At 44.7% G+C, this 17135-nt stretch carries 10 protein-coding genes; 1 reads left to right on the forward strand and 9 read right to left on the reverse strand.

The features are described from left to right. Positions 1-113: 113 nt before the first annotated feature. The 9 genes from DXB15_RS14915 to DXB15_RS14955 all read right to left on the reverse strand — a co-directional run bounded on the left by DXB15_RS14915 (position 114) and on the right by DXB15_RS14955 (position 16937). A complete protein-coding gene (locus DXB15_RS14915; protein WP_109216177.1) occupies positions 114-1133 on the reverse strand; it encodes a phosphotransferase in 1020 nt (339 codons plus the stop codon). Between the two features lie 155 nt (positions 1134-1288). Further along, positions 1289-2620 carry a CCA tRNA nucleotidyltransferase gene (locus DXB15_RS14920; protein WP_109216178.1) on the reverse strand — a complete coding sequence of 444 codons (1332 nt, stop codon included), beginning with the start codon at positions 2618-2620 and terminating at the stop codon, positions 1289-1291. A 157-nt stretch (positions 2621-2777) separates the two neighbouring features. Beyond that, entirely contained in the window at positions 2778-4217 is a 1440-nt protein-coding gene (gene proS, locus DXB15_RS14925; RefSeq protein ID WP_109216179.1) for a proline--tRNA ligase, read from the reverse strand. Between the two features lie 398 nt (positions 4218-4615). Further along, complete coding sequence (locus tag DXB15_RS14930) at positions 4616-8467, reverse strand: MucBP domain-containing protein (RefSeq protein WP_118703385.1); 3852 nt, start codon at positions 8465-8467, stop codon at positions 4616-4618. A gap of 152 nt (positions 8468-8619) precedes the next feature. Further along, complete coding sequence (locus DXB15_RS14935; RefSeq protein ID WP_118703386.1) at positions 8620-9843, reverse strand: J domain-containing protein; 1224 nt, start codon at positions 9841-9843, stop codon at positions 8620-8622. 113 nt (positions 9844-9956) lie between these two features. After that, the gene (locus DXB15_RS14940; RefSeq protein ID WP_118703387.1) at positions 9957-11687 is read right to left on the reverse strand and encodes an Hsp70 family protein; all 1731 of its coding nucleotides are present in this window, start codon (positions 11685-11687) and stop codon (positions 9957-9959) included. A 146-nt stretch (positions 11688-11833) separates the two neighbouring features. After that, the gene (locus tag DXB15_RS14945) at positions 11834-12454 is read right to left on the reverse strand and encodes a flavodoxin family protein (RefSeq protein WP_109216183.1); all 621 of its coding nucleotides are present in this window, start codon (positions 12452-12454) and stop codon (positions 11834-11836) included. 140 nt (positions 12455-12594) lie between these two features. Next, positions 12595-15792: an AAA family ATPase gene (locus DXB15_RS14950; protein ID WP_118703388.1), complete on the reverse strand. Its 3198-nt coding sequence runs from the start codon at positions 15790-15792 to the stop codon at positions 12595-12597. Then, entirely contained in the window at positions 15789-16937 is a 1149-nt protein-coding gene (locus DXB15_RS14955) for an exonuclease SbcCD subunit D (RefSeq protein ID WP_118703389.1), read from the reverse strand. Before DXB15_RS14955 ends, DXB15_RS14950 begins: the two co-directional genes overlap by 4 nt. Between DXB15_RS14955 and DXB15_RS17115 the strand changes: the two genes are divergently transcribed. Continuing rightward, a partial coding sequence (locus DXB15_RS17115; RefSeq protein ID WP_207666151.1) for a hypothetical protein occupies positions 16923-17135 on the forward strand: 213 nt, incomplete at its 3' end. The genes DXB15_RS14955 and DXB15_RS17115 overlap by 15 nt on opposite strands.

A 17135-nucleotide genomic window follows, 5' to 3' on the forward strand; every position in this document is an offset into this window, starting at 1 on the left:
TGCTCATACACGTTTATTATAGCATAACGGTGAGTAATTGGAAACTAATTTTTTGCAGTTCGCGCATCATATCCGTGCAGATATCGCTCATATCTGCACATAAAACTGCGCTCTTATAATTCCTGTTTCAACACCGCAAGAAATTCTCCTCTTGCCTGGTTCTGCCGGATCTCTTTCTGCAATTTTTCGTAATTTTTGCCGGAATCCCACACTTTCCGCGTGCGGTAATACTGATTGGCAATTTTCCAGAATTTCTCCGGATAGGACAACCGGTAATAAAGACCTTGCAAATCCTGCGCCGTCAGCTCCTGTTTCCTGCGGTATCCCTCCAGAAGCTCCATGCCAAGCCGCACATTCCAGTTATTTTTCTCCATGATCTTGCGCATAAAATTCCCCAGATCCGAAATCTGAAGTCCGACTCCGGCATGCTCCAGATGAATCAGTGCCGCTCCATCCGGCGTAAATAAAATATTATGCTGATTCACTTCCCCATGGCAGATTCCCACCGTGTATCCGCCATCCTTTTCGGGATCTTTTTCCAGAAAATCCACCACAGTTTCTGACTGCTGATAAAATTGATCAAAGAACTGTAAAAACAACCGTTCAAAATCACTTTTATTATTCCGCTTTAATATGTACTTGCGGATATGCCGCAGATCCCGGTCGTGTTTGCGGTATTCCACACAAAGTCCTCCGTTACTGTCTGCCTCCGCATTTTCCGTATTTTTCTGCTCCGATACATTTTTTTGTTCTGACACACGGACAAATTCTTCCCCACAGCAGCTTCGGTGAAACTGCGCCAGAAACGAAACTGCCAGCAGCAGATCGACTCTGTTATTTACTTCACATTCCCGCCCGCGCATCCAGCGGTGAAATGTATAAAAAACATGATCCACACCTTCTGTGAGCAGTGCGCCTTCTTTATTTTTCAGCATCGCATCACAGCGAATCCCCTGCTGCTCCAGGCAGATCCCCAGCCAGTACAAAAATTCTGCTTTCTGTAAAGAGCCGGTATATTCCTTCAGCGCGAACAGATTCTGTTTTGATTCACAGATCAGAATCCCCCGTCCCTTGTAAAATTTTTCAATCTCCGGTTCCTGTTTTTCCAGAACCTGTTCCACCTGATAATACACAAAAACACCCCTTTATATGATTAATGTACAATTGATTTCCGTTTTGCACTCTTTTAATCATATGAAGAGGTGTGTTAAATTATGCCTTGGTGATGAAGTCCTTTATTTCTTATTGTTTCATGTAAAAATCACTTTATCTAAGGAACACAAGGGACTTACTTATTTGAGTTAAAGTACCAGTCCAGTAACGCTTCTTTCTCATTCAGCTTCGGATCTTCCAGAACCTGTTCCAGCATCGCATGCAGGATTACACCAATCTCTTTGCCCGGTTGAATCCCTCTTGCGATCAGGTCGGAACCGTTTACTGCCAGATCCTTTAAGGACAGGCACTGATGTTTTTCTATGATCTGGCGATACATATGTTCATAGCGATCCACGTAAAGCAGTTTTTCCTGCTGTAAAAAGCTGCTCTGCGCCAGAATATCTGCCCGTTTTACCTCAAAAAGCTCCGGATACTGCTCCGTTCCGTTGCGGAAGATTGCCCGGCGGACTGCCCGTCCTTTCAATGGCGGACGATCGTCATGTGCCCGAATCAGTGCGGTTACTTTTCGGATCGTATCGTTGTCAAATTTCAGTCTGCGTAGAATTTTACGCGCCATTTCTGCTCCAACTTCCGGATGACCGTGAAAATGATGGATTCCGTTTTCATCCTCTGTGCGACAGACCGGTTTTGCCACATCATGGAATAGCATAGTCAGACGCAGCACTCTGTCTGCCCGGATTTCCTGCATGGAGCGAATTGTATGCACTCCCACCGTATAAATGTGATGTGGGTTATGCTGTTCTGTTTCCATCATGGTACAAAATTCCGGCAGGATCACAGCAGCAATTCCGGTATCATAGATAGTTTTCATCTCCTCCGGATGATCGGATGTCACCAGTTTCACCAGTTCCACCTGAATCCGCTCTGCACTGATTTTTGACAGGTTTTCCGCCATATCACAGATTGCCTGACGGGTGGCATCTTCAATAGTAAATCCAAGCTGTGCCGCAAAACGAACCGCACGCATCATGCGCAGGGCGTCTTCGGTAAAACGCTCCGTCGGTTCTCCTACACAGCGGATACGCTTCGCCTTTAAGTCTGCGATACCGTCAAAAGCATCCACCAGACCGGTTTCATCATTATAAGCCATAGCGTTAATGGTAAAATCCCGGCGTTTTAAATCTTCCAGCAGATTTGACGTAAAGATCACGTCCTTGGGATGACGGGCATCCTCATATTCGCCGTCAATCCGGTAAGTAGTGACCTCAAATCCTTCCTTATCCATCAGCACTGTTACGGTTCCGTGCTGAATCCCGGTATCCACCGTCCGTGGAAAAATTGCTTTCACCTGCTGCGGTTTGGCAGACGTGGTAATATCCCAGTCTCCAGGGGTGCGCCCAAGGATACTGTCACGGATACAACCGCCTACCGCATAGGCATCATAACCATGTGCTTTCAGCTCACCAATGACGGTTTTTACTTTTTCCGGTAACTCGATCTTCATACGCACCCTCCTGAACTTTTATTTTCTCATGTTGATTTTTATTTTAACAGAAAAACGTCTCTGCGTTTTTCCCGCCAGATTTGAGTCACAAAATGACATCTTCCTATGCAAATCTGTGCGATCTCCTATACTGAGGATCAGCTGTTTTTGCTTATTCCTAGTATGCCTTACCCCAGTAAACCAGTTTTTTCGCTGGTTTTCCACAGCATACGCATACATCAGAAATATGCTCCTGATCGTTAAACGGCATACATCTGGATGTTGCTGCTGTCTCTTCTTTAATTTTGTCCTCGCATGCACGGTCTCCACACCACATACCACGGATGAATCCCGGTTTATTTTCTACTGCATCACAGAACTCGTCATAGTTGTGAGCATCTGTAATATGTGCATCACGATGTGCTTTTGCACGCTCGAACATGTCTTTCTGAATGGTCTCTAATAACTCAGGAACTACATTCTCTACTTCATCCAGAGAAACAACTGTTTTTTCACGTGTATCACGACGAACCAGTACACACTGATTGTTCTCAATATCTTTCGGTCCTAACTCTACACGGATCGGAATACCACGCATCTCCTGCTCAGAGAATTTCCATCCCGGACTCTTATCAGAATCATCTAATTTTGCACGGCATACTTTGCCCAAACGCTCCTGAATCTCCTGTGCTTTCTCCAGAACACCTTCTTTTCTCTGCTGGATCGGGATTACCATAACCTGTGTCGGTGCAATGTGCGGCGGCAGAACCAGTCCGGAATCATCGCCGTGAACCATGATAATGGCACCGATCAGACGTGTGGTCATACCCCAGGATGTCTGATGTACATACTGTAATTTGTTCTCTTTGTCTGTATACTGGATGCCGAATGCTTTTGCAAATCCATCGCCAAAGTTATGACTTGTACCGGACTGCAGTGCTTTTCCATCATGCATCAGTGCCTCGATGGTGTAAGTAGCCTCAGCTCCTGCAAATTTCTCTTTCTCTGTCTTCTGTCCGCGGATGACTGGCATAGCCAGTACTTCCTCACAGAAATCTGCATAAAGGTTCAGCATCTGTACTGTACGTGCCTCAGCTTCTTCAGCAGTTGCGTGAGCGGTATGACCTTCCTGCCATAAGAACTCTCTGGAACGAAGGAACGGACGTGTTTCTTTCTCCCATCTTACAACGGAACACCACTGATTGTATACCTTTGGCAGATCGCGGTAAGACTGGATATCATTTTTATAAAAATCACAGAATAATGTCTCCGATGTCGGACGTACGCAGAGACGCTCCTGCAGCGGGTTTAATCCACCGTGTGTTACCCATGCAACTTCCGGTGCAAATCCTTCCACGTGATCCTTCTCTACATTTAAGAGGCTTTCCGGAATAAACATTGGCATGTATACATTCTCTACACCGGTCTCTTTAAAACGACGGTCAAGCTCTTTCTGAATGTTCTCCCAGATCGCATAACCTGCCGGTTTGATGACCATGCATCCTCTGACGCTGGAATAATCGGTTAATCCTGCTTTTTTTACTACATCTGTGTACCACTGTGCAAAATCCACATCCATAGATGTAATGGCTTCTACTAATTTTTTGTCCTTTGCCATGACTGTATCTCCTTTACACTTATTTAAGATAGAAAAAGCCGGAAATCCAATCCCTCATAGGGACCGGAATTCCGGCGGTACCACCCTGCTTATATGCATTATGCTGCATATCCACTCAATACCGTTAACGCCGGTTCTACGCCATACTCATCGCATGGGGCTCAGGGCTCGGTTCCAAATGTTCCAAACAAGGATGTCGCAGCATACATGCATCACATGTACATCCTCTCTCTGTAGAATTTCCCACCTGTACTATTTCCCGTCACAGCTGATTTCTTATTATATGTCTTTTCTAATTGAAAAACTGTAATCAACCGTTATTCTAAGCGAATCTGACGGGAATGTCAAGAGAGTGTTTCGCGCTTCAGCGTATGCGCTGCCTCAGAAACCGTTCTTTCCTATCTGCCTGTTCTTCTTTTCTGACCGTAAACAGTCACTCCTGCAGCGGTTCCTCCCACTGCAAAGAGAATAAACCATACCAGCATACGATTATCATCTGCTGTCTTTGGAGATTTCTTCTTTGTAGTTTCTGCCTTATTTGCCGCTTTTGTATCCGTTGTCGGTGTAGTCTTTGTATCATTACCGTTGGATCCGGTCGGTTTGTTGTTATCTGTGTCTCCGGTAGCAGGTGTAGGATTTTTCTTATCATCGGAATTACTATCCTGCTTTTTGTCTGTCAGTTTTGCAACGACCGTCTGTTCTTTCGTAACCTCCACAAAACCATTCTGTTCGATATAATATTTACCACAGTCTTCACAATACCAGTATTCTACATTTCCTTCTGCGGTCTTGGTAGCTGCTTTTGCTTCGACAAATTTCAAACCTTCATGAACACTCATATTGTATACACCATACTGTTCACCACAGATCACGCACTCTGCTTTCTTCACGCAGGTCGCACTTCCTCCGGTATGTTTACACTGATAATCACAAACTTTGCATGCACCATCTTCCCAGTCATGCGCTTCGCTTGCAGATACCTGTGCGTCACAGCAATCATATATCTGTCTGTGATCTGATTCGGTCTGTACCCATACTACTTTTCCACTATGTTTGGAAGGATCTTTTGCAGTATACTCCTTGCCACAGTTTTCACAGATAGCTCCGCTGGTACAGGTTGCCTCTCCGCCGCTATGTATACATACATATCCACAAGTCTCACAAACGCCATCTTTCCATTTGTGATTTTCTTTTGCTACTGTCACTTTGCCACAGCAATCATATTTCTTCTCATGGGTTGTTGCTGTCTGTACCCAGTTTTCCATTCCGGTATGATGATCCGCATCTACTTCTCCATACGGAAGTTTACAGATTATACAAATTGCTTTCTCGGTACAGGTCGCTGCTCCTCCGGTATGATTACATCCATATCCACAGGTACTGCAATGACCATTTTCCCAAATATGATTCTCAGCTGCAGAAACTTCTGCGCCACAGCAGTTATATTTTTCCTGATGTGTTGTCTCTGTCTGTACCCATTCAACACTTCCGCTGTGATTTGTCGGATTCAGATCACCATACTCTTTCTGGCATTCGGTACAAACTGCTTTCTTTGTACAGCTTGCTTCTCCACCGGTACAATTTTTGGTTTCCTCTTTTGTACAACCCTGTGCGGTACACTTGCGTGTATGTGTGCCGTCACCATTGGACTGCCACTCGCCATAGGTATGCTCTGCTTTTGCTTCTGTAATGATCTGACCACAATCCTTACAGGTTACAGCTGTCGTACAGTCACCATCGTCTGTTCCGCTGTGTTTTGTCTTTGTACTTGTTGCTTTACATCCCTCATTTTCGCAAACTTTCCAATGATAGGTGGCATCTTTTAACCACATATCACCGAACTTATGACTTGCCTGTGCCGGGAATGTCTTATGACAAACAGAACAGGTAGATTCTTTTGTACAATCGCTACTGTCCGTTGTGTGATTTTTATTTACCGTAATAGTCAGATAAATACTATATCCGTCTTTGTCTGACAGCGCAATTTTCTGTACACCATCTGCTGCTGAAACAGTATAGTAACCGTCTTCACCTGCGGTCAGTTTTTTGCCATCAACTGTCACTTCAGTATAAGCAGCAGAGGTTACTTTAAATTTTGCATTTTCACAGTAAGTACCATTATTTTTGATACCGTCTACCACAGTATTCGCATCTATTGTGCTGTAATAATAAGTGACTGTCTGGGTTCCTGCTGTATACTTACCTTTTTCACTGCCTTCTTTGCTTAAAAGTGTATATCCGGACGGAATCTTTATATTTGCAGGTACTTCATAACCGGTGCCCGGTGTACCCTGAAGTGTAATTGCCTCACGTAATGGCTGCTTGCTGTCTTTCAATAAATACTGAACAACTACTTTTCCTCTTGTCGTAGATACAGCTGATCCTGTAAAACTTGCTTTATCTACAAGGATCATTGTGGTATATGCCGGTACATTTACAGTAGCTCCGGAAATCTCTCCAAGAGATACCACACCTGCACTTTCGCCATTTGCAATAATTACCCATTCAGAATCTGCATCTGCGTTCGGAATAGTAATCTGTTTGGCAGCATCTGTCTCGTTATTTAATACTGCCATGCTATTCCATTCACCGGTAGCTTTTGTTGTATTTGTCAATACATATGCCTCTTTGGAAGCTATATCCTGACTCCTGGCAAGCGGTGAGAATGCTTTTCGAATATCCATCAGACCTCTGTAATAAGATACTACATCGGCAAATTCTGCGGAATCCTGCCATTCAACCAGATTACTGTCTTTCAGTGATGTTCCATTGACACTGTTGCACATTTCTTCTCCGGCATCCATATATAAGGTTCCCGGTGTTGCATATTTCATTGCTGCTGTCTGTTTATAGATTTTTACTGCTTTTTCGTTTCTTTCTCCATAATCACTGCCACCGATATTGTTGATGATCGTATCATAGAGAGAAGTTTTGTTCTGGCGATCGGCTTTTTGATAGTCGTCACCCCAGATCACCAGATTGGAATCTTTCTTCGCCAGTCCTGTTTTTATTTCTGATAACCAGTCGTTTTCTCTTGTGCTGTTTCTATCCCTTCTTGTATTAACGTTACTGATCAGATCAATAGAAAATCCATCTACATGATATTCTTTTGCCCAGTATGCCATGGAATCCACAATATAATTCCGATACATCGCACGCTCGGTCGCACATTCATTATCATAATCCGTAGTTGTATAATAGGTATAACCATTTGCACTATCTCGCCATACCATTCTATAAAAATATCCCGGAACTGTTTTCTCCAGTACAGAATCTTTCGGAGAAACCGTATGCGTATATGGCATTTCCATCACAACAGAAATACCGGCTTTGTGCAGTGCCTGAATCATTTCTTTGCATTCTTTTATAACAGTCTTGCTGTCTGACTTTTTCGAAGCATAAGAACTTTCCGGAACATTAAAGTTCTGAATATCATACTCCCCGTATTCGTCAGTGGAAGCAAAATCTGCAAACGGTGCAAGCTGTACGGTTGTAACACCCAGTTCTTTCAGATAATCAATACCGGACACCAGTTCACCCGCACTGTTTACCGTTGCACCCGTTTCTGTAAATGCACTGTATTTTCCGCCGCCTGTTGTACCGGAAGCCGGATCTGCGGAAAAATTCTTCACACTTACTTTATAAACCGTGTTTGCCTTTGCTGTATCTACATACACATGTCTGTCATTGCTCCAACCATCCGGAGATACGGTAGACGGATCTATAATATAAGACCTCTGTCCGTCTTTACTGGCAGCAACACCATATGGATCTGCTGTCTGATATTTATTAAAAGTTGATCCACTAACGTTTCCATTTACATCCACATAACGAATATCTTTTGCATTTGTAATTGTATAGTCATAATAATAGTCATCCCATCTGCCTACAAGTGTTATTTCCCATGCACCGGTCCATGTTCCATTTCTAAGCAGTTTTTCCAACACATATGTGCCTACTTTAAATGCATTTTCATCTTCATTACTTCCAGTTGTATAGATATTAACTTTTACATCTGTTGCAACCGGAGCCCACACTACAAACTCTGTAGATGTTTTTTCGTATGTTACACCAAGTTTTTTTCCGTATGCATCTTCATCATAGAAAAACAGCTCATCAATTGTTGTATTCGCTGCTTCATCGAAGTAATTATTTACCCTGTAGGACGATGCCCTTCCGTCTACAACACTGCCGGAAAATACCATTCCCACTGCCAGCGCCACTGCCATAATCTTTTTTAAATATTTCATAAGCTCTCCTTCCTCTTGTCGTACTTTATCCGCAATATTTCAGAAATATTACAAAAAGCATTACATTCTGTCACTATTCTACAACAAAATATACAAAAAAAAATGCCATTTGCATGAAATGACATTTTTACGACATGAACGATATATTTTTCTTATTTTTTTCTCCTGAAACTGCTCATTTTTTTGATGATCGCAACGATTCCGACACCGATGATCCAGATAATTCCCATCAGGAAAAGGAATACTGCAAGTACCGTTCCCCCATCTGATCCCATCAGTGGAGCATAAAAATCTCCCATCAGTATGACAAACTGAGAAATCATCAACAATAACGCAACCATCGCCTGTGCAAACAGTCCGGAATGATTCTTATACAACTGACGATATAAAATAAACATCAATGCAATCACGATCACTACAACAAACAGAAATCCAAACAGATTTCCTGCACCGGTTCCCGGTTTTGCTGATCGTGTACCTGCGCGGATACCGGCGATTGCTGCCACCGGCAGAACCCCCTGCCAGAATCCAGCTCTCTTTTTCTTCATCCCACGTTTATCATCCAGTACATAATAGAGTTTTGCCGCTTCCTCGTACATATCCGCCGGGTTCAGTCCACGGAAACGATAATACTCAATAATATGATCATAGATCATTGGTTTGAGATGACTATCTGTCAGCATATCTGCAAAATATGCCATAAACGCCGGTTGCTTTAATGCGGTCTGATATTCCGGTTTCTGGAAAAACTGTTGAAACAGCTTTAATTTGTGGCAATATGGTGGTTTTAGCAACATTTCCATCTCAACTAGAGCTTTCTGAATCAGCAGGATCAAGCGTTGCTCATCCTTCCGCTCATTTTCCTCAATTACTTCGTCAAAATCATACTGTAGCGCAGGATCCTGCTGTGCAGATTCACTCTGAGATTCCCATACAGTCTGATTTTCTGCATTTTTCTCCGCATAATCTTCTATGCCATAATCTTCTGTCACTTCCTGATATTCACCCTGCGCTTCTGCTTCTGTGCTATCTGTACTTTTCTCTGAAGTATTCGTATTCTGTTCTGTACCTTCTAATTCTTCCTCTGAAAATGTACCCTGATGATTGCTTTTGGGTGTTACTTTCTCTGCTGCTTCTCCAACAGATGCATCTTCTGCTTCCATCGTTTTGGGTTCCTGCTCCGGATTTCGTCGTTCACTTCTCTGTCCACGGCTCCGTCTGCGCAGCGTCATATATGCCTCATGGATCTGCTGAAATTCATCCGGATGCTCCTCCGGGTGATACTTTTTGGATAAAGCTGCATAAGCTTCCTTTATCTCCTCCTGTGAACTTCCCCGTTTGATATGTAAAATCTCATACGCTTCTGATTCATACATCTGACTGTCTCCTCCAAAAGGGTCTGTGTTTTCTTGTTCTTTCTGATCTGTTTATCGTAATTGACGCTTTCTATCTCTGGTCTGACGATTCCAATTCGTTTATCTAAAACAGATTACGTTTCGCCATCGTCATCATCGCTCCACTCAGGGAAATCCAGTTTTCCCTCAAATGGATCATAATGCTCCAATGACGCAATCATATGTTCCAAAAATTCCCGATACTTCCGAATCCGGCGCGGATCCTGTTCTGCCAAGGTACTTTCAAAGTTTCGAATATGATACATCAACCTGTCTCTGGTTTCAGGTAACGCTTCTTCATAAAGTGCCTGCAAACGCTCCAGAATCAGTTGATTCTCTGTCATATCTTTTGGATGTACTTTCAGTTTTTCAAGCTGCTTCATCCGTTTGGCAATCTCTTTTTCATCCATGTTCTGAGACAGCACTTTTTTCACACTTTTTCCTGTGGATACAACCGTTACTTCCACTTCCAGTATTCCGTTAATATCGTAAGTGAAGCGGACATCCACCGACTCCATACCTTTCTTTTTCTTCGGAACCGCAACTGTGACCACCCCCAGCTGCACATTGTCCTCCGCATATGGTTCTTCTCCCTGCAAAATTTCAATTTTCACTTCGCTCTGATAATCAGCAGCAGTAGAAAAACCGCGTATTTTGGAACATGGCAAAATAGAATTACGCTCAATGATCGCACTCATATATGGATGTTTCGGATCTGCTTCATTATTCACCCCGGTACCTAACGTAAACGGGCAGATATCCGTCAGAATATAATCCCTCACTTCATCCTTACGCTCCATGACACCGCACACCAGTCCAAGTCCCCGGGCAATCAGCTGATCACTGAAACCAGTTACCAGCGGTGTCTGATCAAAAAGCTGCTCCATGTAAGACTGTACCAGCGGCATCTTTCCGGAACCGCCTGCCAGAATCACGGCATCGATATCTTCCACTTCCACACGACTGTCCCTCAGGGCACGCCGAAGCACCGTCTGGATCCGCTTCCAGACGGCAGAACTTTCCCGCATCATCCGCTCGTTTGTATACACGCTCTGATATGTCTGTCCGCCAAGCACCGCAGTCATTTTCACTTCCTTCTCCGTGGATAAGGCGATTTTGCATTTTTCCGCCTGACGGAGCAGGATCGCGTACTCCTTTTCACTTAAGTTTCCCCGCTGAAGCTGATGTTCTCTCAGGAAACCTTCTGCAACGGCTTCGTTGAAATCATCGCCACCCAGATGATTGTCCCCGGAAACTGCCAGAATATCTACCATAGTATCAAAGCAGTCTACAATAGAAACATCCAGCGTGCCACCTCCGAAGTCAAATACCAGAAAAAGCTGCTCATTCTGCGTATCAAAATAAGAAGCCAATGCTGCCGCACTCGGCTCATTTACAATCCTTTTTACATTGACTCCTGCCAGTGCACCCGCGCGTTTCGTTGCCACACGCTGTTTATCATGAAAATAGGCCGGAACGGATATGATCACGTCCTTGATTTCTTCGCCCATGTATTCTTTCGCATCCTCCACAATGGCACTGACAATAAACCCGGACAATTCCTCCGGCAAAAATGTTTTCCCGCCAAGGTTGTATTTCTGATCGCTTCCCATATTCTTTTTGAAAGAAAATGCAGTATCCTTCGGATGTGTGATCAGACGTTCCTTTGCAATCTGCCCCGTCACAACACTGCCATCCTCTGTCACGCTGACCACGCTGGGCGTCAGAAATGATCCAAAACGGTTTGGAATCAGTTCTACTTTCCCGTTGCGGTATACTGCTCCAAGAGAATTCGTTGTCCCTAAATCAATTCCTAAAATCGCCATTTTTCTTCCCGTCCCTTTAACCTGTTAGTCTTTTTAACCCGGTTACTGTCCATCAGGATCAGATCAAAACTGTTTCCCGACATCTGCTGCCACAATTTACAGACTGATATTTCCCATTTCTACTGTTCCCCTTTAAACTGCATCATCTATCTGATAAAGTTTGTCTTATAATCACGTTCGGTCTGCGGTAACGCCACACCTGCTGCCTTTCCTGCTTCAAAACATTTCAGCATCCATGCCATATTTCTTGCAAGATTTCGCATGGTCTGCAGACCTTCTGCATCTTCTTCTGCTTCTCCCGGAACTGCTCCATGAACCTGATTCCAGTATGTAGAACCGACCACCGGCATCTGACAGATTCCAAAATACTTGTTCATTGCATCAAAAGATGCTGTCGTACCGCCACGACGTGCTACCGCTACGGATGCTCCCGGTTTAAACGCAAAGGATGCTCCACTGCTGTAAAATGCGCGGTCCAGAAATGCCATGATCCGTCCACTTGGATGTGCATAGTATACTGGCGTTCCAAATACAAAACCGTCTGCTTCTTTTGCTTTTGCAGTAAACTCATTTACTTTATCATCGTCAAAAACGCATCCTTTTTCTGAACATTGCCCACATCCCAAACAGTCACGCACCGGCTCTCCACCGATCTGAAAAATCTCATATTCAATGCCTTCTTTTTCCAGCTGTTTTCCTACTTCCAGTAAAGATCTGTATGTATTTCCATTGGCTTTTGCGCTGCCATTTAACATTAAAACTTTCATGTTCTGTTCCTCCCGTTTCTTAACATCATACCGATATTCCCGCTATTTTTCAACTAATCCCGGGGATTTTAACACAAAACCTCCGGGATTATGATTCTGATCTACATGTTTATGCAAATACTGTTGAAAATGGAAGATTTTTAGCTGATCTGCCAACGCACATGGCTTCCGTTTTCGTCCTTACTTACGATAAGCTGATCGTCAATCTCCTGCTTTAACTCCGTCACATGGGAAATGATACCGATGAGTTTGCTTCCGCCTGCCATCTCCTGCAGCACACGCACTGCCTGATTTCTGGAATTTTCATCCAGAGAACCAAATCCCTCATCGATAAACATCACGTCCAGATGAATTGCCGCGGAACTTTCCTGAATCTGATCCGCCATACCAAGTGCCAGTGACAATGCCGCCATAAAGGACTCTCCACCGGATAAGGTACGCACTTCCCGCACTTTTCCGGTAACAGCAGAATACACCATCAGGTCAAGACCATGGTTTCTGCCTTCACCGGCTTTTTCCAGATCATACATCCGCAGTTCAAACTGTCCCGCAGACATTTCCAGGAAACGCCGGTTTGCCGCATACAGAATTTTCTCCAGATACTGCCGCTGCACAAAGGTTTCCAGATCCATACGGGAACCGCTGACATTGCCTGCCAGACGGTTGTACAGTTCATTGATCCGCTGATGCTGCGCCAGAATCTGCGCACGGTTTTCCATTTTTGGCTTCAAAATATCATAAGCTGCACAGTCAGTCCGTGTATACTGATTCCATTGCTCCTGTTCGTTTCTCAGGTTCTGCAACTGATTTTCAGCTTTTTCACGCTTCTGCATGATTGCTTCCAGATCCGGTTTTGGCTGCTCTCCGATCTGCTCTTTTGCAGAAGTGTAGATGCCCTGCGCCCGCGCCAGTTTTTCTTTGTAGACATTGATTTCCTGCTGAAACATTTCTGCGTCTTTTGCAGTATACTTCTGTGTCAGTTCCTGCCATTTTTCTTCCGTCAGATCACGTTCCGTCAACAATGCCTTGTATTCCGTCTGGCGCTGCCTCCGCGCTTCCACCAGCTTCGGGAGTTCCTCCCGATAGCGGTGTTCCAGCGCCTGCACCTTATCCAGCGTCTGTCGCGCCTGCTCCGTCAGCTTCGCTGCCTTCGCATAGGCTTCATCCGCTTGCATCTTGGCTCCATTTACGCTTTCTAACTCACGCTCTGCCTCTTCTTTTGATGCAAAGGTAAGCAAACCGGTGAGATTTTTTAATACCGCACGGCTGCTCTCAAGCTCTGTCTGTACGCTCTGCTGATGTACCTTTGCTTTCTGTAATGCTTCTTCCAGCTGCACTTTTTCAGCTTCTGCATTCTGTAACTGATTTTGCACCTTTTCCAGCAGTTTCACATCTGCCAGCAGTTCTTTTCCTTCTAATTCCAGTTCTTTCTGACTGGCATCTACGACCGCCTCTACCAGGGCAAGTTCCATCATTTCCGGAATTTCTTGCAAGCTGTCCTGCATATGTCCGAACAACTTTTCAACCGCATTTTTTGCAATCAGTTCTTTTTCCTCTGCCAGCGCGCCTGCTGCATGTGCCCTCAGTGCACATGTCTCCTGCTCTGCCCGCAGTTTTTCAATTTCCAGACTCATCTCATCCAGTTTTTCCCGGGTGATCTCGCTGTGTTCCTCTGCAAGTTCGCAGGGAGCTGGATGCTCCACGGAACCGCACACCGGGCATGGCTGCCCCGGCTTTAACTGTTCCTTTGCGAGCAGTCCCGCCTGCATGTTAAAAAAGATCTGACGCATGGTTTCGTATCTGCCGTGTGCTTCCTGATAGTTCTTGCTTGCATCCGAAAATTCTTTCTGCTCAGCTTCTACGATTTTCTTCTGCTTTGTCGATTCCGCATGCAGTTTCTTTGCCTCCTGCACTTCCTCTGCTAATGCTTCTGCTTCTTTTTTCTGATTTTCCCAGTAAGCCAGCTTCGTCGGCGCATCTTTTTTAGCTTCCTCCTGCGCTTTCCACTGCTGAATCTGTGACTCTAATTGTTTCTGCTTTTCTTCTGCCTGTTTTGCTTCCTGTTCTGCTGACTTCTGCTCCGCTTCTTTTTTCTGTATCTGCGCTGTCACATCTGCAATCTTCCGGAAAGTTTCCAATGCCTGATTGACGCGCTCTGCCACACGGTTGTATGCCGCATTCTGCTTCTGCTGTTCCGCTCCGGTTGTTTTTTCCTGTTCGGCTGCTTCCTGTACATTTTTCAATAATTCTGGCAGCTGCTGTTCACAATTTTGCAGTTCTTTTTCGGTGTTTTCAATTAATTGCATGCTATCCTGCAAACGTTTAAAACCACTCTGAATCTCATAAGCACTGCGAATCTGTCCGGTCAACAGTTCCTGTTTTTGCATCTGCTCTGCCTCCGCTTTGCATTCGTCCAGAACAGTCTTTGCCTGCTCCAGCTGCTGATACACCTGTAAAAGCTGTTCTGCTTTGGCAAACTTCTCCTGCGCCTGGTTTCGTTCCTGCTCTGCCGCCTGCAACTGCGCCTTGATCTCCTGCTGCTTTTCCTGCAAATATGCGCACAACTGCTCCAGTTCTTCCAGCAGCTGCTCCATATCGGTCACAAGAAACTGTTCCGAACGGATTACTTTTTCTTTGATTTCCTGCACGATGTCCGCACGCTCATACTGTTCCGGAATTTCGATATGCCCGGCTTCCGTCTGGCACTCGGTACGGATCACGGCGATTTCCTGCTGTTTTTCCTTGCGGCGTTGTCCAAGTTCCTCCACAATTTTCTGATACGGCTCCGTGTTGAACAGTTTTCGGAAAATCACTTTTTTCTCATCGGATTTTGCCCGCAGCAATTCCATAAATTCCCCTTGGGCGATCATAGCAACCTGCATAAACTGTCCCTTGGTCAGTCCCAGAATCTCCACCAGTTTCTCATCCGTTTCCTTCTTATTCTGGGAAAATTCTGTCTGATCTGGTAAAATCAGTGAAACGGTCTCTTTTTCTTCTTTCGTTCCGGTTCCACGTTTCAACGGACGGATATGCCGCGGGGTTCTTCTCACCGTATAAACCTGTCGGCTGGCGCCATCCCCTTCGGAAAATGTCAACTCCACGAAAGGATCTAACTCCGGCTTTGCATACTGACTCTGCAATTCGTTTCCGCTTTTTTTATTTGTGCCGGAACTTGCTTCCCCATACAGGGCAAACACAATCGCATCAAAAATTGTTGTTTTACCCGCACCTGTATCGCCCGTGATCAGAAATAAATTCTGCTCCGGCTTTTCAAAATCAATGGTTCCCGGTTTTACATAGGAGCCAAACGCCTGCATCGTTAATTTCAATGGTTTCATTCTGCCGCACCTCCTGTAAACACCGTGTTCACCACATCCTGTAAAATCTCTTTTTCCTCATCTGTAGTATCACCTAAAAATGAACAACAGGTGTCAAATGGATCAATTTTTTCCTGCGCTTTCCATGCCTCCGCATACTCCCGCTGCGTCAGCATTTCCCGACGGATTTCTAATAAATATGGAAACGCTGCACGAATCCGATCCTGCGTGTCAAAATCCGGTTGATCTGTCAGTGTTACAGATACATAATCCACGCAGGACTGCGCCAGCACTTCCTCTGTACTTCCTTTCAAAACCTTAATCTCACGCAACGGTTTTAACGGAAGCACCCGTGTCTGCACCTCACCTTTTGCTCCAAGTTCTACTTCAATCACACCTTTTTCCTGTCCTGCCTCACTGACGGAGCAAGCCAATGGCGTACCGCAATAACGATAATATTCACTTCCCACTTTCATTGGTTTATGAATGTGTCCCAATGCGGCATAATCAAACACCTGCAATACTTCCGCAGACACTTCATCAATATTTCCCACAGTGCGGATCTCCGAATCCATACGCTCAATCTCATCTGCATCCTTTCCAACCGGCAAATAAAACTGATGACTAGCAAACACATTCCGCTCTGATTCATTGATATCTTCCCGCGCGATCAAACGTCGGATTGTCTCATTGTAAGACAAATTATTTCCCTTTTCATCTGTTCCCGTAATCTGTTTTACCATAGATGGTTTGACAAATGGCAGTAGATAAAAATTTACCGGTCCGTATGCATCCTGCAATACAATTTTTTCCATCCATTCTTCCGGACGAACCGGAGGCATACCGATCATATGAAGATTCTGCCGCGCCAGCACATTTCGATAGCAGTTTACACGGATGGCACTGTCATGGTTTCCGCTGATCATCATGATGACCAGATCCGGCAATTTTTCCGTCAATTCAGAGATAAATCCATCCAACACTTCCATAGCTTCTGCCGATGGAACCGCTTTGTCATAAATATCTCCGGCGATCACCAGTGCGTCCGGTTGTTCCTGCACCGCAAGCTCCGTGATCTGATGCAAAATATATTCCTGATCTTCCCGCAGATCACGGTTGATCAGTTTTAATCCGATGTGAAGGTCTGATAAATGAAAAAACTTCATATGATGCCTGTCCTTTCTGAATTTCTATTATTTTTCCTGCTTCTGCTGTCTGCTTTTCTTCTATTTCCATATGGAAGATATTTTCGCCTACATGTCCCGGCATTTTCCTTTATTATACCAAACACATGTTTTGCAGGCAATAAAAAAGTGTCTTCGACACTTCAACTCCCCTGCCCCTCACTCATGAGGGGTAAGGGG

Origin of the sequence: Roseburia sp. OM02-15, assembly GCF_003481835.1 — a bacterium.
Lineage (GTDB): Bacteria > Bacillota > Clostridia > Lachnospirales > Lachnospiraceae > Eubacterium_I > Eubacterium_I ramulus_A.